This window comes from Janthinobacterium sp. (genome assembly GCF_031995485.1).
Taxonomy (GTDB): Bacteria; Pseudomonadota; Gammaproteobacteria; order Burkholderiales; family Burkholderiaceae_D; genus Janthinobacterium.
The window spans coordinates 1-17,275 of sequence record NZ_DAMAGB010000028.1 but is presented as its reverse complement, the minus strand read 5'-3'; the positions used below and the strand labels follow the sequence as shown (position 1 = coordinate 17,275).

The following is a 17,275-nucleotide window of genomic DNA, read 5'->3' as shown; positions in this document are numbered from 1 at the left end:
ACCGTTGCATCGATTCCCACACCTTTTGCAAACGCTTGGCCGACACCGGCATCGGTGTCCGCAACTCCTGCGCAAACAGCGACACGCGCAGCTCTTCGAGCATCCAGCGGAAGTCGACCAGTTTCGGGTCGGTGTTCTTGCCGGCCTGGCGGTCCTTCGCCTGGCGCAGATACGGCGCGGCGGCCGATTGCCATTCGGCCATCAGCTTGGTGTCGCGCGCGGGGTCGGCGCGCAGTTTTTCCAGCCGCACGTTGATCGCCTTTAAATAGCGCGGGAAATGCGACAGCTGCGTGTACTCGTTTTCCGTGAGAAAACGCTTGTGCACCAGGCCCTGCAGCTGGGCCTGGATATCGGCCGCGGCCGCCGGTGCGATATTCTGCAAGCGCTTGGGCAGGCCGTGGAACTCCGTCAGCACCTGCGACAGCAGGCGGGCGATTTCATTGACCAGCAGCACCAGGCGCGACTTGCCTTCCATCTGGCGTTTGGCAAACGAAGCGGCGTCCAGCGGCAGCGGGTCCTGCAGGCAGGCGATGTCGATCGCCTTGTTGATGATCTGTTCGCGCAGTTCTTCCTGCGAACCCAGGGCCATGAACTGCATGCCCATCTGCTGCAATCCCGGAATGCTTTTCTCGACGAACTTGATCTGCTCCTTCATCTGCAGCGCGAACAGGCGGCGCAGGCCGATGCGGTGCGTGCGCGCCGCCACGGTCGGATCGTCGAACACTTCCAGATCGCAATGCGTACCCTTGTCGACCAGCGCCGGGAAGCCGATCAGGGTCAGCTTGCCTTGCACGATTTCCAGCAATTCGGGCAGTTCGCCAAAAGTCCAGCCAGTCAAACCCATATGCTGCGAGACGGTATTGCCGGCCGGCGCAGCGGCAGCCGCGCCCTTGGCGGGAGCGCCGCCCTTGGCCGGAGCGGCCTGCGCCTGGGATTGCAGCCGCGCCGCCACCTGGCTGCCCGCCACTTTCGCGCCCGGCGTACCGGCGCCGGAGACGCCCGATACCTCCGCCAGTTTCTGGAAACTCTGGCGCGCCTGGCCGCCGAATTCGGCCTGCAGGGTGGCCAGGTTGCGGCCCATGTCGAGCTGGCGGCCGTGCTCGTCGATCACCTTGAAATTCATGAAGTGATGGGCAGGCAGGGTTTCCGGCTTGAAGTCGGTAGTCAGCACATTGATGGTGATCTGCGTACGGATATCGAGGATGATGGCGTCGATCAGATCGCCACGGCCAAATACGCCCGCTTCATGCACGCGCTCGCAGAACTTTGCCGCGTAGTCGGGCAGCGGCACGCAGTGGCGGCGCAGCTTTTGCGGCAGGGACTTCAACAGCAGATGGACTTTTTCCTTCAGCATGCCCGGCACCAGCCATTCGCAGCGCTCGCGCGGCAACTGGTTCAGCGCATACAGCGGCACCGACAAGGTCACGCCATCGCGCACGCTGCCCGGTTCGAAGTGGTAGGTCAGCCCCATTTCCAGGCCCGTCACCGACATGGTTTTCGGGAACAGGTCGGTCGTCACGCCGGCCGCCTCGTGGCGCATCAGCTCTTCGCGGTTCAGGTACAGCAGCTTCGGATTGTCGCGCGTGGCTTCCTTGTGCCATTTTTCAAACCCGGCGCCATTGCACACGTCGGCCGGCAGCAGCTGGTCGTAGAAGGCGGCGATCAGTTCATCGTCGACCAGCACGTCGAGGCGGCGCGACTTGTGTTCGAGGTTTTCGATGTCCTTGATCAGCTTGTGGTTGTGTGCAAAGAACGGCGCGCGCGTGTCGAAGTCGCCGCCGACCAGCGCGTCGCGAATAAAGATTTCGCGCGCTTCCGGCAGGTTGAAATTGCCGTAATTGATGCGGCGCTGGCTGTACACCACCAGGCCGTACAGCGTGGCGCGTTCCGATGCCGTGACCTGCGCCGAACGTTTTTCCCAGCGCGGTTCGCCCCACGATTTTTTCAGCAGGTGCACGCCGACTTTTTCCAGCCATTCGGGCTCGATCTTTGCCACGCAGCGCGCATACAGGCGCGTGGTGTCGACCAGTTCGGCCGCCATGATCCACTTGCCCGGCTTTTTCAACAGCGACGAGCCGGGCCAGATATGGAACTTGATGCCGCGCGCGCCCAAATACCCCGCGCCCGGCTCGTCCTCGCCCTTGAAGCCGATATTGCCCAGCAAACCGGTCAGCAATGCCATGTGAAGGTTGTCGTAGGTGGCCGGTGCTTCGTTCAGGCGCCAGCCCTGCTCCTTGACGATGGTCAGCAGCTGCGAATGCACGTCGCGCCATTCGCGCAGGCGCATCTGCGACAGGAAATTGGTGCGGCAGTTGTCCTGCAGCTGGCGGTTGGTTTTCTTGTGCTCGATGGCTGCTTCGAACCAGCGCCAGATTTTCAGGTAGCTCAAAAACTCCGACTTTTCATCGGCAAATTTCTTGTGCGCTTCGTCGGCCGCCTGCTGGTGTTCCATCGGCCGGTCGCGCGGGTCCTGCACCGACAGCGCGGAGGCGACGATCAGCACTTCCGTCAAACAGGCGTTGTCCAGCGCGGCCAGGATCATGCGGCCCACGCGGGGATCGAGCGGCAGCTTGGCCAGCTTGTTGCCTAGCGGCGTCAGTTTGTTGACTTCATCGACGGCACCCAGTTCCTGCAGCAGCTGGTAGCCGTCGGCGATCGCGCGCGCCAGCGGCGGCTCGATGAACGGGAAGGTTTCCACGTCCGTCAGGTGCAATGACTTCATGCGCAGAATGACTGCCGCCAGCGAGGACCTCAATATTTCCGGCTCGGTGAATTTCGGACGCAGCAAATAATCCTGCTCTTCATACAGGCGGATGCAGACACCGTCGGCCACGCGGCCGCAACGCCCGGCGCGCTGGTTGGCGGCCGACTGCGCGATCGGCTCGACCTGCAATTGTTCGACTTTATTGCGGTAGCTGTAGCGCTTGACGCGCGCCAGGCCCGCATCGACCACATAGCGGATGCCGGGCACCGTCAGCGAGGTTTCCGCCACGTTGGTGGCCAGCACGATGCGGCGCGCATTGCTGGTTTTAAAAACGCGCTCCTGCTCCTCGGCCGACAGGCGGGCGAACAGCGGCAAGATTTCCACATGCGGCGGATGGTGCTTGCGCAGCGCTTCGGCGCAGTCGCGGATCTCGCGCTCGCCCGGCAGGAACACCAGCACGTCGCCCGAACCGATGCGGCACAGCTCTTCCACGCCATCGACCACGGCGTCCATCAGGTCGCGTTTTTCGCGCGCGGCCGCCGTGCGCTGGCCCGGCTTGTCGGCATTCGCACCGGAGCCGGGCATCGCCACCTGCTCGCGCTCGACGGGACGGTAGCGCACTTCCACCTGGTACAGGCGGCCCGACACTTCGATCACGGGCGCCGGTTTTTCGGGCGAGCCGAAATGGCGCGCAAAGCGTTCGGCATCGATGGTGGCCGAGGTGATAATGATTTTCAGGTCCGGCCGGCGCGGCAGCAGCTGCTTCAGATAGCCCAGCAGGAAGTCGATATTCAGGCTGCGTTCGTGCGCCTCATCGATGATGATGGTGTCGTAGTTTTTCAGCAGCGGATCGGTCTGCGTTTCGGCCAGCAGGATACCGTCCGTCATCAGCTTGACGGACGCGCCCTTCGTCAAGGTATCGGCAAAGCGCACCTTGAAGCCGACCGTCTCGCCCAGCGGCGTGCCGAGTTCCTGCGCAATGCGCTTGGCGGTCGAGGAGGCGGCGATACGGCGCGGCTGCGTGTGGCCGATCAGGCCTTTCTGGCCGCGTCCCAGTTCCAGGCAGATCTTCGGCAGCTGGGTGGTCTTGCCCGACCCCGTTTCACCGGAAACGATGATCACCTGGTTTTCAGTGAGGGCCTTGGCGATTTCGGCGCGCCGGCCCGACACCGGCAGGTCTTCCGGGTAAGTAATCAAAGGCAGCGGATTGCGGAAGGTTTTTTCCGCCTCGCGCGCGGCGCGGGCCGCATCGCGTGCTTCGCGGCTTTCGCGCGATGGTTGCCCTTCGCGCGCAGGCTGCCCTTCACGTGGCGCGCGCTGCTGCTGGCGCTGTGGTTCTTTCTGCTGCTCCGTGCGCGGCGGCTGCGGCTGTTGCCGGCTTGCGGGCGGACGCTGGCGCCGGGCGCGATCGGGCGCATTTGCTGGCACATTTGCAACAATGGAAGGAGGGGAAGACTTATCGCTGGCTGAAGACATTGTTTTTTACAGGTATTTTAAGCGCGCACATCGCGCAGCGAATTATAATGCGCTTAATGGAAAACCCTACCCAATTCGTCCAATGGCTGCGCTCCGTCGCGCCCTACATCCACGCATTTCGCGGCAAGACCTTCGTGGTCGCCTTCCCCGGTGAACTCGTCAGCGCCGGGGCGCTGCAGGTGCTGGCCCATGACTTGTCTCTGCTGCATGCGCTCGATATCAATGTCACCGTGGTCTACGGTTCGCGTCCGCAGGTGGCCGAACAGCTGGCCCTGCGTAACGTCGAAGGCCGCTTTCACAATGGCGTGCGCATTACCGACATCGCCGCGCTCGAATGCGCGAAAGAAGCGGCTGGCGAATTGCGCCTCGATATCGAGGCCGCGTTCAGCCAGGGCCTGCCGAACACGCCGATGTCGAACGCGGCGATCCGTATTATTTCCGGCAACTTCATCACGGCGCGTCCGCTGGGCGTGATCGATGGCGTGGACCTGGAACTGACCGGCATCACGCGCAAGGTCGACGCCGAAACCATCCACTCGATCCTCGGCTCCGACGGCCTGGTGCTGCTGTCGCCGCTGGGCTTTTCGCCGACCGGCGAAGCGTTCAACCTGACCATGGAAGACGTGGCCTGCAGCGCGGCGATCGCCCTGCATGCCGACAAGCTGATCTTCATTACCGAAACGCCGATGATGGCCGACGCCACCGGCGTGGAAATCCGCGAGCTGTCGTCGCACCAGGCCGAAGCCGTGCTGATGGCGGGCTTTTTGCCGGACGCCACCGCGTTCTACCTGAAACACTGCGTCAAGGCCTGCCACAACGGCGTGGACCGCTCGCATATCGTGCCGTTCACGATGGACGGCTCGGCGCTGCTGGAATTGTTCACCCACGATGGCGTGGGCACCATGATCAGCCATGAAAACCTGGAAAGCCTGCGCCAGGCCACCATCGAAGACGTGGGCGGCATCATCAAGCTGATCGAACCGATGGAAGCGGACGGCACGCTGGTCAAGCGGGGCCGCGAGCTGATCGAACGCGAAATCGATTATTTCTCCGTCATCGAGCACGATGGCGTGATTTTCGGCTGCGCCGCGCTGTACCCGTTCCCGGCCGAGAAGATGGCGGAAATGGCGTGTTTGATCGTCAACCCCGAAGTGCAGACCCAGGGCGACGGCGAGCGCATCCTGAAACACATGGAAAACCGCGCACGCGCCGCTGGCCTCACCAAGCTGTTCGTGCTGACCACGCGCACCTCGCACTGGTTCAAGAAACGGGGATTTTTGCCGGCCACCGTGGACGATTTGCCGAAGGACCGCCAGCATATGTATAACTGGCAGCGCAAGTCGCAGGTGCTGATCAAGACCTTGTGATGACGGTGGTGGCGTCGGATTACGCGTTCCGCTAATCCGGCCTACGTGCTGCTCCACAAGCAGTCGCAGCGATGCCGGCAGCGTAGGTCGGATTAGCGGCGGAACGCCGCGTAATCCGACAACATTGCTGGCGCCAACGATGGTGCCGGGTTACGCGCTTGCGCGCTAACCCGACCTACGCCTGAGCAAGACCGTGCAAGTACCACCAGGAACAAGGCCTCTCCACAAGCATGCCAGCGGTGGGTATTCAAGCCCCGGTCGCCGGCATAGGCTTCCCGGGCCAAGCGGGCCTGAAAAAGGTCGAGGGCAAGGCGCAGCGACGAAGACAGTACGCATGTACGGCGAGGCGCTGCAACGCCGCCATCGGCATTTTCTCAGGCTCGCGTCTCCGGCCCGCTGTGTTTACGCCTTGCGATTTCCAATGTTATTGCACCACCCGGCCCATCACGGTGGAAAAGCCTTCCGCCGAACCAAACACATGCTCCTTGCCTTGGGCAACCAGGATCGCATCGGCCAGTTCGCGGAACGCCCCCTTGCCGCCTTCCTTTACCAGCACGGCGCTGGCGCGCGCCTGCACGTAGACGGGGGCGTCGGCCACCGCATACGACAGGCCGCAGGCAGCAAACGCGGGCAGGTCGATGCTGTCGTCGCCGATGCACACGGTCTGCTTCACTTCCACGCCAGCCTGCTCCATCAGTTCACGGCAGGCGCCATGCTTGTCCTTCACGCCAAACTGGTACAGGGTGATGCCCAGGTCGGCCACGCGCTTGCGCAAGGTGGGCGAATCGCGGCCCGACAAGACCGCCACGCGCACGCCGTTTTCTTCCAGCAGGCGCATGCCCAGGCCGTCGCGCACATGGAAGCGCTTCAGGCATTCGCCGGTGGCGTCGTAATAAATGCCGCCATCGGTCAGCACGCCATCGACATCGGTAATCACCAGTTTGATATCGGCCAGCGCAGGCAAGGATGCAGGTGCTTCACCGGCCATCAGCGCGCGCACGCGCGCCAGGCACTCCGGCGTATCGACGCCGGGGCCACTCGGCTCCACCTTGAACGCGCGGATGCGCAGTCCGGCCGCCAGCAAACGCAGTTGTTCCAGCTTTTCCGCCTGCTCCAGCATGGCCGCCGGCAGCTGCGAATACGCGGCCAGCACTTCGCGCCGGTACGCATACACGCCCACATGCTTCAGATAACTGGCGGGCGCATCGTCGCGCGCGAACGGAATCGCCGCGCGGCTGAAATACAGCGCGTCGCCATTGGCGGCCAATACCACTTTCACCGTATTCGGATTGCGCGCCTCCTGCGCATCGATGGCATGGCACAAGGTGCCCACCTGTACGCTGCTGTCCGCGCGCATGCCGTCGGCCAGCAGCGCGATATCGCCCGGGCGCACCAGCGGCTCGTCGCCCTGCAGGTTGATATAGATGTCGGCGTCGACCGTCTGCATCACTTCAACCAGGCGGTCGGTGCCCGATGGATGCTCGGGCGAGGTCATCACGCAGCGCCCGCCAAAGCCGCACACGGCCTCCAGCACGCGCTGGTCGTCGGTGGCCACCACCACGGTGTCCACGCCGGGCACTTCCAGCGCCCGCTCATACACATGCTGCACCATAGTCTTGCCGAGGATGTCGGCCAGCGGCTTGCCGGGCAGGCGCGTCGAGGCGTAGCGGGCCGGGATCACGATGGCCAGGCGCGGTTTCAATTTACCGTTTTCCATCAGTTGATATTCAGTGCAGCGAACGATTTCACCAGGTCGTCCAGCGCCTTCAGTTGCGTCAGGAACGGTTCGAGCTTATCGAGCGGCAAGGCGCTCGGGCCGTCGCAGCGCGCGTTGTCGGGGTCCGGATGGGCTTCCAGGAACAGGCCGGCAATGCCGACGGCCAGGCCGGCGCGGGCCAGGTCCGCCACCTGCTGGCGGCGGCCACCGGAGGCGGCGCCGCCCGGATCGCGCTGCTGCAGCGCGTGCGTCACGTCAAAAATGATCGGCAGGTCGTTGCAGGTCTTCTTCATCACGCCAAAGCCCAGCATGTCGACCACCAGGTTGTCGTAGCCAAGGCAGGTGCCGCGGTCGCACAGGATCAGCTGTTCATTCCCCGCTTCCTTGAATTTCTCCACGATATTGGCCATCTGGCCCGGGCTCAGGAACTGCGGCTTCTTGATGTTGATCACCTTGCCGGTCTTGGCCAGGGCCACCACCAGGTCGGTCTGGCGCGCCAGGAAGGCCGGCAGTTGCAATACGTCCACGACTTCGGCGACTTGCTGCGCCTGCCAAGGCTCATGCACGTCGGTAATGATCGGCACGCCAAACGCGGCTTTCACGTCCTGGAAAATGCGCATGCCCTCTTCCAGGCCGGGGCCGCGGTACGAGTGGATCGACGAGCGGTTGGCCTTGTCGAAGCTGGCCTTGAAGACATACGGTATGCCCAGTTTTTGCGTGACGCGTACATATTCTTCGCAGGCGCGCAGCGCGAGATCGCGCGATTCGAGCACGTTGATGCCGCCGAACAGCACAAACTTGCCTTCATTGCTGACGCTGATGTCGTTGACTTTGACCGAGACCATAGGGGTATCCATTCTTGTTGGGCGGGTGGGCCGCGTGATTGATGCAATACAGGCGCAAGATTGCACTTGCGCGACAACACATCTTACTAGCTGGGGCGGCGCAGATCAAATTTGATCTGGCGCAAGGGCGCGCCACAAGCCGCGCCGCCTGCCGGGCATGCCGGCAGGAAGCCTCAGCCAAAGTGCCTTATAATCACGCTTTATCTTTACACCGATTCAGGAGCACAGATGGCCCGCACTATCCATTGCGTCAAACTCAACAAGGAAGCCGAAGGACTGGACTTCCCGCCGTACCCGGGCGAACTGGGCAAGAAAATTTACGAATCGGTGTCGAAAGAAGCCTGGGCCGCCTGGCTCAAGCATCAGACCATGCTGGTCAACGAAAACCGCCTGAACCTGGCCGACGCGCGCGCCCGCAAATACCTGGCCACGCAGATGGAAAAGCATTTCTTTGGCGATGGCGCCGACGCCGCCATGGGTTACGTGCCACCCGCGGAATAAGTTCGACTGCCTGCCCGTGACCATGTCACGGGCAGTTTCACGCCTCAGGTTCACGCCTCAGGTTCACGCCTTACCCAGCCGTTTCACGCCATCCCTCCCCCGTTTCGTCGCAGTCCGCTGGTCACCGTTACCGCTTGCAGGCAAAGTGTCTCCATCGACAACAACTCTTCAAGGCGGACACCATGCAACAGCTCTTCAGCCACACTCCCCTCTACGTCTGGGCCATCCTCGGTTTTCTCGTGTATCGCGGCGTGCTGGCCAGCCGTGCGCGCGAAGTGACCTTGCGCAAGCTGTGCATTATTCCGCTGGTGATGCTGGCATTGTCGCTGTCCGGCGTGCATGGCAGCTTCGGTTTTGACGGACTGGCGCCATATGCCTGGGCAGCCGGTGCGCTGGCCGGTGGCCTGCTGGCCTGGGGCTTGAGCAATCCACGCAAGATGACGGCGCATCCCGAGCGCGGCACGCTGCAGCTGGCCGGCAGCTGGCTGCCGTTGAGCCTGATGCTGAGCATCTTCTGCATGAAGTATGCGGTGGCGGTATCGCTGGCGATTCATCCCGCGTATGCCCATGCCACCGGTTTCGTGCTGACAGTCTGCCTGCTGTACGGTGTGTTCAGCGGCCTCTTCCTCGGCGGCCTGCTGCGCACCCTGAGTGTGTATCGGGCGGCGCACATGACAAGCGGCCCGCAAGGGGCCGCTGTTTAAGACAACGCTGGCGATCAGTAAGTCAAAGTACGCACGCCTTCCGCCGTACCCAGCAAGCATACATCGGCGCCGCGCGCGGCAAACAGGCCGACCGCGATCACGCCGACGATCTGGTTGATCTGCTGTTCCAGCGCGACCGGATCGACAATCTGCAGGCCCAGCACGTCGATGATCTCGCCGCCGTTGTCGGTAATAAAGGCGTCGTCGGTGCCGGCCTTCAGGCGCAGGCGCGGCGTGCCGCCCAGCGCAGCCAGCTGGCGCGATACCGCGGCGCGCGCCATCGGCACCACTTCCACCGGCAGCGGGAAGGCACCCAAGGTCTCCACCAGCTTGGAGCCGTCGGCGATGCAGACGAATTTCTTCGATACCGAGGCGACGATCTTTTCGCGCGTCAGTGCCGCGCCGCCGCCCTTGATCATGGCGCCACTGGCCGTGATTTCATCGGCGCCGTCGATATACACGGCGATTTCGCTCACGTCATTGAGGTCGAACACGGCGATGCCATGGCCGGCCAGGCGGGCGGCCGTCGCTTCGGACGAGGCGACCGTGCCCTTGATGCGATCCTTGATCTTGGCCAGCTCATCAATGAAAAAATTGGCGGTGGAACCGGTGCCGACACCGATGATGTCGCCTTCCACATGGGCAATGGCGGCGCGGGCTACGGCTTGCTTCAATTCGTCTTGGGTCATGGCAGGTGCTTGTAGAGTGGGGAAAGGAGAATTGCGCGCTATTTTACCGGATAGACGCGCCGGCAAACCAGCGATTGCCAGCAGACCGGTGACGACCTCGCGCATCGACAAAAGCGAAATTATTTGCCTTAGAGCAATTCAATAGGCATTTTTTCAGCATGCCCTTCAATCTATGCGAAAATGCCCCATTGACAGGACTAGACGCTTCAGGAATAGCAATGGATCACAGTAAACAAGTACTTGTTGTCGATGACAGCCGGGTCTCACGTTTGATGGCACATCAGTTCATCCTCAGCAAACATGCTGATTGGCAAGTTACTGAAGCGGCGACCGGCGAAGAAGCGCTGGAAAAAGCCCACGCCCTGCATCCCTATCTGATCCTGCTTGACGTCAACATGCCCGGCATGGGCGGCGTGGCGGCGGCCGAGCAATTGCGCGCGCTGTATCCGCAAACGCATATCTTTCTCGTCACCGCCAACGTGCAGAACGCCACCCGCAACCGCGCCAGCGAGTTGAAAGTGGGCTTCATGGAAAAACCGATCACGGAAATGCGCATACACCAGCTGATCGACTCGCTGGAGCCGTGAGCATGGTCAACCTGTCCGAGATGGAAAACGACGCGCTGGTCGAGATCTTCAATATCGGCGTGGGCCATGCTGCCGCCGCCATGAGCGAGATCGTCAACGAAGAAGTCACCATGTCGGTGCCGTCGATTACCTTCCTGAACCGCGCTGATGCGGCGTCATTATTGGGCAGCAAGCGCGACGGCGAGCGCATCTGCGGCGTCAGCCAGCATTACGAGGGCGCCTTCGCCACCGAAGCCATCCTGATGTTCCCCGAAGACAAAAGCCTGGAAATCGTGCGCCTGATGGTGGGCGACAGCATGCCGCTCGACCAGCTGACGGAGATGGAACAGGAGGCGATGAGCGAAATCGGCAACATCATCCTCAATTCCTGCGTGGGTACGCTGGCCAATCTGTTCGACAGTGAACTGCACGGCTCGCTTCCGGTCTACCACGTGGGCACCAGCGCGGAAATCCTGTCGGTCTGCAGCGAACAGGGCAATGATGTCGTGCTGATGCTGCATATCGATTTCGTGCTGTCCAAGCACCAGATCCACGGCTACGTGGCATTCGTGCTCGACCTGTCCGCCCTGCACGACCTGAAAGACCAGGTCAGCCGCTACCTGGCCAAGGTCCTGGGGACGGCGTGAACACCATGCCTGACTCCCTGCATCGGCTGGCCCTGCTCGAAAGCATCATCGGCGCCGTCAACCTGGGCGCCATCGTGCTCGACGAGCACCGCAGCATCGTGCTGTGGAACCGCTGGCTCGAACGCCATTCCGGCTGGCCGGCCGCCAGCGTGCTGGGGCGCGATTTCTTTGACGTGTTTCCCGAACTGCAGCACAAGCGCATCGAATCGGCCATCACCCAGGCGCTGCGCGACAACTTCCCGTCGCTGCTGTCGCAGTCGCTGCACAAGGCGCCATTTCCGCTTCATATACCCGCTGCGCCCGGGGCCGACGGCCAGGAGCGGCTGCAGCAGGCGGTGGCCGTCACGCCGATCAACTTGCCCGGCACCGCGCGCCATTGCCTGATCCAGATCACCGACGTCACGGTTGCCGTGGGGCGCGAAAAGCTGCTGCGCGAACAGACCATGGTGCTGCGCTCGCAGACCTTTTCGGACGGCCTGACGGGCGTGGCCAACCGCCGCCATTTCGACGTGGCGATCGACAAGGAAATGCGCCGCGCCCGGCGCAGCGGCAGCGCGCTGTCGCTCTTGATGATCGACATCGACCATTTCAAGGCCTATAACGACGAATACGGCCACCAGCAGGGCGACGCCTGCCTGAAACAGGTGGCGGCCGAACTGGCGACCATGCTGAACCGCTCCGGCGACGTGCTGGCGCGCTACGGCGGCGAAGAGTTTGCCGCCATCCTGCCCGAGACCACGGCAGATAAAGCGCTGGGCCTGGCCGATGCGATCCGCAACAGCGTGCGCGCGCTGGCCATCAGGAACGGCGACGAGCATGGCGCGCCGCGCTACATTACCGTCAGCATCGGGGTGGCCACGCAACATGGCGCGGCGCCACTGGAAATTCCGGCGCTGATCGGCGCCGCCGACCGCGCGCTGTACCAGGCCAAGGCGGCCGGACGCAACCGCGTCAGCGACAACGGCGCCGTACCGCTGGCCGCCAGGCCTGCTTTCCCGCGCCACGCCACCATCTGACCTTTGCGCCTGCGGTGTAAAAATGCGCGCAGCGTGAAGTGCCGCACGCGCGCCCGGCCGCCGATATGGTCAACTGATCCTGTTGCGGCATGCGCCGCTGACCACCACGGGAGCATTCACCATGAGCACATGGACCTTGCAGGAACTGGCCAAGAAAATGGCCGACATCGATTACCTGATGTTTTCAACGCGCGCCGAAAACGGCCAGCTGGCGGCGCGTCCGATGAGCAACAATGAAGACGTCGATTACGACGGCAGTTCCTGGTTCTTTACCTGGGCCGACTCGCGCATGATCGACGATATCCGCCGCGACGCCGCCGTCGGTTTGTCATTCCAGGGCAAGGCCCACCTGTTCGGCGCGCCGCCGCTGTTCATTTCGGTCGAAGGCAATGCCGAGCTGATCACCGACCAGGCCGCATTCAAGGAGCACTGGGACGACAGCATGGACCGCTGGTTCAAGCAGGGTCCGGCCACGCCCGGCATTATCCTGATCAAGGTCAAGGCCAACCGCATCCATTACTGGGATGGCGAGGACGAGGGCGAAGTTACGCTTTAAAGTTACGCTTTAAACCATTTCGGCAGCAGCGCGGCATCGCCGGGCGAGCGCAAAAAACCGTCCAGCGCGCCGCGCAGGAACGGCAGCCGGGCCACGTATGGCGCCACGCCCAGCTGGGTGGCGCCGAAATAATGCGAAATCAGCTCGGCCTGCTGTTCCATGTTGTAGCTCGACAGCGGCCGCGCCGCATCTGTCGCGTCATAGCGGTAGGCGCGGCGCCGGACATAGCCGCCGAACAGCGCCAGCAGCAGGCCATGCCAGATGCAGTTGTAGCCGAGCTGCCACTGCCACACATGCACCATCTCATGGATAAAGAACAGCTTGCCGCCCGCATCCTCGCGTGAAAAGTCATCGCGGTACTGGGCCGGCATGAAGTAAATGCTGCCGCGCGGCGTCATGGCCGTGTTCTGGTCCTGCAAATCAAACGGCAGAAACGAGCCCCGCACCACGCGCACGCGCGTGTAGTCGAGGGCGCCCTTGAAGACGCTGCGCGCCATGGCGAGCTCGCCGGCGGTGAGAGGTCGGCGCAATGCCTGCATGGGTATCCGGGAGAGAGAAAAAAACGGCAAGCCTTGAAGCTTGCCGTCTGATGACACTTAAGCGGAACGCAGGCCGCTGGCGGCTTTTGCAATTTCCGTAATGCGGTCCCAGTTGCCGGCCGCAATCGCATCTTTCGGCGTCAGCCACGAGCCGCCCACGCAAGCGACGTTTTTCAGCGCCAGGAACTGCGAGGCGGTGTCCTGCGAAATGCCGCCGGTCGGGCAGAACGTCACGTCCGGCAGCGGGCCGTAGATGGCGTTGAGCATGCCGATGCCGCCGGCCGGCACGGCCGGGAACAGTTTCAGCTGCTGGAAGCCGTTTTCACGCGCGGCCATCACTTCGCCCGGCGTCATCACGCCTGGCAACAGCGGCAGGCCGCTGCTTTTTGCGGCGGCAACCAGCGCGCTGGTCAACCCTGGCGACACGCCGAACACGGCGCCCGCGTCGCGCGCGGCGGCGAATTCTTCCGGACGCGTCAAAGTGCCCACGCCGACGATGGCGCCCGGCACTTCCGACATGGCGCGGATCGCTTCCAGGCCATGCTTGGTGCGCAAGGTCACTTCCAGCACGCGGATGCCGCCCGCCACCAGCGCGCGCGCCAGCGGTACGGCGTGTTCAGGATCATCGATCGCGATCACGGGGATCACGCTCGAGGTGCGCATAATTTCCAGTAGTGTCATGGTCATTTCTTATTTCCTTGCCAAAAAGTCTTCATCGGAGCCCGGCACAGTATCGCCGACATTCTCGCCTTCGTGCAAGGGCACGGTGGTGGGAATCGGCGACGGCAGGCCGAACGTGGTGGCGCCCTCTTCCGCCGCGCTGACGGTGGAGCGGAACATGGAGAACAATTCGCGGCCCATGCCGATATGGTTCGGCGACAGGTCGGCCGTCACCAGCGAGCGCGCGTGCCAGACATCGGCCGGCACCAGCGCTTCAAGCACGCCTGTGAACGCATCGAGACGGATCACGTCGCCGTCGCGTACCAGGCCCAGCGGACCGCCGGCCAGGATTTCAGGCGACACGTGGATCGCCGACGGCACCTTGCCCGACGCGCCCGACATGCGGCCGTCGGTGACCAGCGCCACATGGCGGCCCGCATCCTGCAGGTTGGCCAGCGCCGGCGTCAAGGCGTGCAGTTCCGGCATGCCGTTGGCGCGCGGGCCCTGGAAGCGCAGCACGGCGACAAAATCGCGGTCCAGCGTGCCCGCCTTGTAGGCTTCCATGAATTCTTCCTGCGAATTGAAGACAATCGCCGGCGCCTCCACGGTACGGTGTTGCGGCTTGACGGCCGACACTTTCATCACGGCGCGGCCGAGATTACCCGCCACCAGTACCATGCCGCCATCCGGCGCAAACGGGTTCGAGGCAGGACGCAGCACGTTTTCGTCGGCGCTGGCGGCCGGCGCATCTTTCCAGAATACCTTGCCGTCTTCGCCCAGGAACGGTTCCATGCAGTGCGCGCGCAGACCCTTGCCCAGAATGGTATTGACGTCTTCGTGCAGCAGGCCCGCGTCCAGCAGTTCGCGGATCAGGTAGCCGGTGCCGCCGGCGGCGTGGAAATGGTTCACGTCGGCGTCGCCGTTCGGGTAGATGCGCGTCAACATCGGCACGATGGCCGACAGCTCATTGAAGTCGTTCCAGTCGATCACGATGCCGGCCGCCTTGGCGATCGCCACCAGGTGCAGCGTGTGGTTGGTCGAGCCGCCCGTGGCCAGCAGGCCCACCACGGCATTGACGATACATTTTTCGTCGACGATATGGCCGACCGGCAGGTAGCTGCCACTCTGCGCCGTGATCACGGCGGCGCGCTGGGCGGCGGCGGCCGTCAGCGCATCGCGCAGCGGCGTGTTCGGGGTGATGAAGGCGGCGCCCGGCAGGTGCAGGCCCATCACTTCCATCAGCATCTGGTTGCTGTTGGCGGTGCCGTAGAAGGTACAGGTACCGGCGCCGTGGTAGGCCTTGGCTTCGCCTTCGAGCAGGTCTTCACGCGTCGCCTTGCCTTGCGCATACAGCTGGCGCACATGGGCTTTTTCCTTGTTCGACAGGCCCGAGGTCATCGGACCGGCCGGCACGAACACGGCCGGCAAGTGGCCGAAATGCAGCGCGCCGATCAAGAGGCCCGGCACGATCTTGTCGCACACGCCCAGGTACAGCGCGGAGTCGAACATATTGTGCGACAGCGCAACGGCGGTCGACATGGCGATGGTGTCGCGCGAGAACAGCGACAGTTCCATGCCCGGCTGGCCTTGCGTCACGCCATCACACATGGCCGGCACGCCGCCGGCGAACTGGGCCACGGCGCCCACTTCGCGCACGGCCTGCTTGATAATCTGCGGGAAACCTTCGAACGGCTGGTGTGCCGACAGCATGTCGTTGTACGACGACACGATGGCCACCGACGGCTTCTTGTATTCCTTCAGCGACAGCTTGTCGTTGGCCGGAAACGCGGCAAAGCCGTGGGCCAGGTTGGTACACGACAGGGCGCCGCGCTGCACGCCCTGGATGCGGGCCGCATCCAGGTGCGTCAGGTAGGCGCCGCGCGATGGCCGGCTGCGCGCGATGATGCGCGCTGTTACGGATTCGACTACTGGGTGCAGCGCCATGATGGATTCCTTGTAAAAGTATTTTGTGAAATTTTACTACAAAATGGTGCAGCAGAAGCACTTTTGCTTGAGCCAACACCATAAATAAGCCGATCTTTTGCCGCTTTTCAGGGCATCAAAGCCTGCCTTCAAGCTCACTAAAATTGCTGCCCTGACGCATGTCCCAGCGGCAAATTGCACTCGTAAAAACATGTTTATGCCTTGGCTTCGATATAAACTGTAGTGAATTTACTTTTTTCTGATGTATTATTCTTAAACCATTGCCGGTAGCGCCATTATCGCAGGCGCGCCGCTGCCCTTATAAACCGAGACCCGATCCCAGCCGACCGCCATGTCCACTCCCGCCCTCACCGCCCTGACCAGTTTCCAACAATTGCAGGCCCATAGCGCCAGCGTGCGCGACGTGCACCTGCGCCAGCTGTTTGCCGGCAATCCCCAGCGCTTTGCGCAGATGACGGTCGATGCGGCCGGCCTGCTGCTCGATTACTCGAAGAACCGCGTTGACGCCACCGCCATGTCGCTGCTGATGGACCTGGCCCGCGAACGCGGCGTCGAAGCGCAGCGCGAAGCGATGTTTACTGGCGAGAAAATCAATCTTACCGAACATCGCGCCGTTCTGCATACCGCCTTGCGTGCGCCGCGCGGCACCAAGCTGGTGGTCGATGGCCAGGATATCGACGCGGACGTGCAGGACGTGTTGCAACGAGTCAAGAAATTCACCGACCAGGTACGCAACGGCAACTGGGTCGGCTACACCGGCAAGCCGATTTCCGACGTCGTCAATATCGGTATCGGCGGCTCCGACCTGGGCCCGAAAATGGCCTGCCTGGCGCTGCGCTCGTACGCCAACCCGGGCCTGGAAATGCATTTCGTGTCGAACGTCGACGGCCACGACATGGAAGCGACCCTGGCCAGGGTCGATCCGGAAACCACGCTGTTCATCGTGGCCTCGAAAACCTTTGTCACGGCTGAAACCATGCTGAACGCCAATACGGCGCGCGCGTGGTTTTTGCTGGAAGCAGAAGAAAAAGACCTGGCCAAGCACTTTGTTGCCGTCTCGACCAATGCGGCAGCCATCGTCGAGTTCGGTATCGACCCGGCCAACATGTTCCCGTTCTGGGACTGGGTCGGCGGCCGCTACTCGGTCTGGTCGTCGATCGGCCTGGCCGTGGCGCTGGCGGTCGGCTTTGAGTACTTCAGCGACTTCCTGGCCGGCGCACACGCGATGGACCAGCATTTCCGCACAGCCCCTCTGGAACAGAACATGCCGGTGGTGCTGGCCATGGTGGGCTTCTGGAACCGCCAGTTCCTCGACTGCGGCTCCGTCTCGATCGCACCGTACCA

Annotated in this window: 15 protein-coding genes and 1 pseudogene; 8 read left to right on the top strand and 8 right to left on the bottom strand. The window is 62.9% G+C overall.

Features of this window, described 5'->3' with window-relative positions; all coding sequences use genetic code 11:
- A partial coding sequence (hrpA, locus tag RTQ46_RS15900) for an ATP-dependent RNA helicase HrpA (protein WP_312438016.1) occupies positions 1-4,180 on the bottom strand: 4,180 nt, incomplete at its 3' end.
- 56 nt (positions 4,181-4,236) lie between these two features.
- On the opposite strand from hrpA, the gene argA reads away from it, so the two are divergent.
- The gene (gene argA, locus RTQ46_RS15895; protein ID WP_065310349.1) at positions 4,237-5,547 is read left to right on the top strand and encodes an amino-acid N-acetyltransferase; all 1,311 of its coding nucleotides are present in this window, start codon (positions 4,237-4,239) and stop codon (positions 5,545-5,547) included.
- Positions 5,548-5,971: 424 nt separating this feature from the next.
- On the opposite strand, the gene RTQ46_RS15890 is transcribed toward argA, so the two are convergent.
- From RTQ46_RS15890 to kdsA, 3 genes and pseudogenes are all read right to left on the bottom strand, one after another.
- A complete protein-coding gene (locus RTQ46_RS15890) occupies positions 5,972-6,535 on the bottom strand; it encodes an HAD-IIIA family hydrolase (protein WP_312438093.1) in 564 nt (187 codons plus the stop codon).
- Positions 6,527-7,264 (bottom strand): annotated as a pseudogene (gene kdsB, locus RTQ46_RS15885) (3-deoxy-manno-octulosonate cytidylyltransferase); the annotation flags it as partial. The pseudogene kdsB and the gene RTQ46_RS15890, both read right to left, overlap by 9 nt.
- Positions 7,264-8,109, bottom strand: coding sequence for a 3-deoxy-8-phosphooctulonate synthase (kdsA, locus tag RTQ46_RS15880; RefSeq protein ID WP_312438013.1), 846 nt, complete (start codon positions 8,107-8,109; stop codon positions 7,264-7,266). The gene kdsA and the pseudogene kdsB, both read right to left, overlap by 1 nt.
- A 228-nt stretch (positions 8,110-8,337) precedes the next feature.
- Here kdsA and RTQ46_RS15875 point away from each other — a divergent pair, with 228 nt between their 5' ends.
- Positions 8,338-8,610, top strand: a complete 273-nt coding sequence (locus tag RTQ46_RS15875) for an oxidative damage protection protein (protein WP_312438011.1) — start codon at positions 8,338-8,340, stop codon at positions 8,608-8,610.
- Positions 8,611-8,792: 182 nt separating this feature from the next.
- Positions 8,793-9,314 carry a DUF6622 family protein gene (locus RTQ46_RS15870; protein ID WP_312438009.1) on the top strand — a complete coding sequence of 174 codons (522 nt, stop codon included), beginning with the start codon at positions 8,793-8,795 and terminating at the stop codon, positions 9,312-9,314.
- A 14-nt stretch (positions 9,315-9,328) separates the two neighbouring features.
- Here RTQ46_RS15870 and rpiA read toward each other — a convergent pair whose 3' ends face one another.
- Entirely contained in the window at positions 9,329-10,003 is a 675-nt protein-coding gene (gene rpiA / locus RTQ46_RS15865) for a ribose-5-phosphate isomerase RpiA (protein WP_312438008.1), read from the bottom strand.
- Positions 10,004-10,161: 158 nt separating this feature from the next.
- On the opposite strand from rpiA, the gene RTQ46_RS15860 reads away from it, so the two are divergent.
- The 4 genes from RTQ46_RS15860 to RTQ46_RS15845 all read left to right on the top strand — a co-directional run bounded on the left by RTQ46_RS15860 (position 10,162) and on the right by RTQ46_RS15845 (position 12,788).
- Complete coding sequence (locus RTQ46_RS15860) at positions 10,162-10,590, top strand: response regulator (RefSeq protein WP_312438006.1); 429 nt, start codon at positions 10,162-10,164, stop codon at positions 10,588-10,590.
- Between the two features lie 2 nt (positions 10,591-10,592).
- Positions 10,593-11,216 (top strand): chemotaxis protein CheC, encoded by a 624-nt coding sequence (locus RTQ46_RS15855; protein ID WP_312438005.1) that lies wholly within the window; start codon positions 10,593-10,595, stop codon positions 11,214-11,216.
- Positions 11,217-11,221: 5 nt separating this feature from the next.
- A complete protein-coding gene (locus RTQ46_RS15850; RefSeq protein WP_312438004.1) occupies positions 11,222-12,232 on the top strand; it encodes a diguanylate cyclase in 1,011 nt (336 codons plus the stop codon).
- A gap of 121 nt (positions 12,233-12,353) precedes the next feature.
- Positions 12,354-12,788 (top strand): pyridoxamine 5'-phosphate oxidase family protein, encoded by a 435-nt coding sequence (locus tag RTQ46_RS15845; RefSeq protein ID WP_312438003.1) that lies wholly within the window; start codon positions 12,354-12,356, stop codon positions 12,786-12,788.
- A gap of 2 nt (positions 12,789-12,790) precedes the next feature.
- On the opposite strand, the gene RTQ46_RS15840 is transcribed toward RTQ46_RS15845, so the two are convergent.
- From RTQ46_RS15840 to edd, 3 genes are read right to left on the bottom strand one after another with little or no spacing between them, the layout of a single operon-like run.
- Positions 12,791-13,327: a Rhs element Vgr protein gene (locus RTQ46_RS15840; RefSeq protein ID WP_312438001.1), complete on the bottom strand. Its 537-nt coding sequence runs from the start codon at positions 13,325-13,327 to the stop codon at positions 12,791-12,793.
- A gap of 57 nt (positions 13,328-13,384) precedes the next feature.
- On the bottom strand, positions 13,385-14,014 hold the full coding sequence (eda, locus tag RTQ46_RS15835; RefSeq protein WP_312438000.1) for a bifunctional 4-hydroxy-2-oxoglutarate aldolase/2-dehydro-3-deoxy-phosphogluconate aldolase: 630 nt from the start codon (positions 14,012-14,014) through the stop codon (positions 13,385-13,387).
- A gap of 3 nt (positions 14,015-14,017) precedes the next feature.
- The gene (edd, locus tag RTQ46_RS15830) at positions 14,018-15,931 is read right to left on the bottom strand and encodes a phosphogluconate dehydratase (protein ID WP_312437998.1); all 1,914 of its coding nucleotides are present in this window, start codon (positions 15,929-15,931) and stop codon (positions 14,018-14,020) included.
- A 331-nt stretch (positions 15,932-16,262) separates the two neighbouring features.
- Between edd and pgi the strand changes: the two genes are divergently transcribed.
- Positions 16,263-17,275 (top strand): glucose-6-phosphate isomerase (gene pgi, locus RTQ46_RS15825; protein WP_312437996.1); only part of this gene is annotated, 1,013 nt, incomplete at its 3' end.

What these genes read in the sequence shown, in the direction of transcription:
- argA (WP_065310349.1), top strand. Translation starts at nt 4,237, where the DNA reads ATGGAAAACCCTACCCAATTCGTCCAATGGCTGCGCTCCGTCGCGCCC.
- RTQ46_RS15890 (WP_312438093.1), bottom strand. Translation starts at nt 6,535, where the DNA reads ATGGCCGGTGAAGCACCTGCATCCTTGCCTGCGCTGGCCGATATCAAA.
- kdsA (WP_312438013.1), bottom strand. Translation starts at nt 8,109, where the DNA reads ATGGTCTCGGTCAAAGTCAACGACATCAGCGTCAGCAATGAAGGCAAG.
- RTQ46_RS15875 (WP_312438011.1), top strand. Translation starts at nt 8,338, where the DNA reads ATGGCCCGCACTATCCATTGCGTCAAACTCAACAAGGAAGCCGAAGGA.
- RTQ46_RS15870 (WP_312438009.1), top strand. Translation starts at nt 8,793, where the DNA reads ATGCAACAGCTCTTCAGCCACACTCCCCTCTACGTCTGGGCCATCCTC.
- rpiA (WP_312438008.1), bottom strand. Translation starts at nt 10,003, where the DNA reads ATGACCCAAGACGAATTGAAGCAAGCCGTAGCCCGCGCCGCCATTGCC.
- RTQ46_RS15860 (WP_312438006.1), top strand. Translation starts at nt 10,162, where the DNA reads ATGCCCTTCAATCTATGCGAAAATGCCCCATTGACAGGACTAGACGCT.
- RTQ46_RS15855 (WP_312438005.1), top strand. Translation starts at nt 10,593, where the DNA reads ATGGTCAACCTGTCCGAGATGGAAAACGACGCGCTGGTCGAGATCTTC.
- RTQ46_RS15850 (WP_312438004.1), top strand. Translation starts at nt 11,222, where the DNA reads ATGCCTGACTCCCTGCATCGGCTGGCCCTGCTCGAAAGCATCATCGGC.
- RTQ46_RS15845 (WP_312438003.1), top strand. Translation starts at nt 12,354, where the DNA reads ATGAGCACATGGACCTTGCAGGAACTGGCCAAGAAAATGGCCGACATC.
- RTQ46_RS15840 (WP_312438001.1), bottom strand. Translation starts at nt 13,327, where the DNA reads ATGCAGGCATTGCGCCGACCTCTCACCGCCGGCGAGCTCGCCATGGCG.
- eda (WP_312438000.1), bottom strand. Translation starts at nt 14,014, where the DNA reads ATGACCATGACACTACTGGAAATTATGCGCACCTCGAGCGTGATCCCC.
- edd (WP_312437998.1), bottom strand. Translation starts at nt 15,931, where the DNA reads ATGGCGCTGCACCCAGTAGTCGAATCCGTAACAGCGCGCATCATCGCG.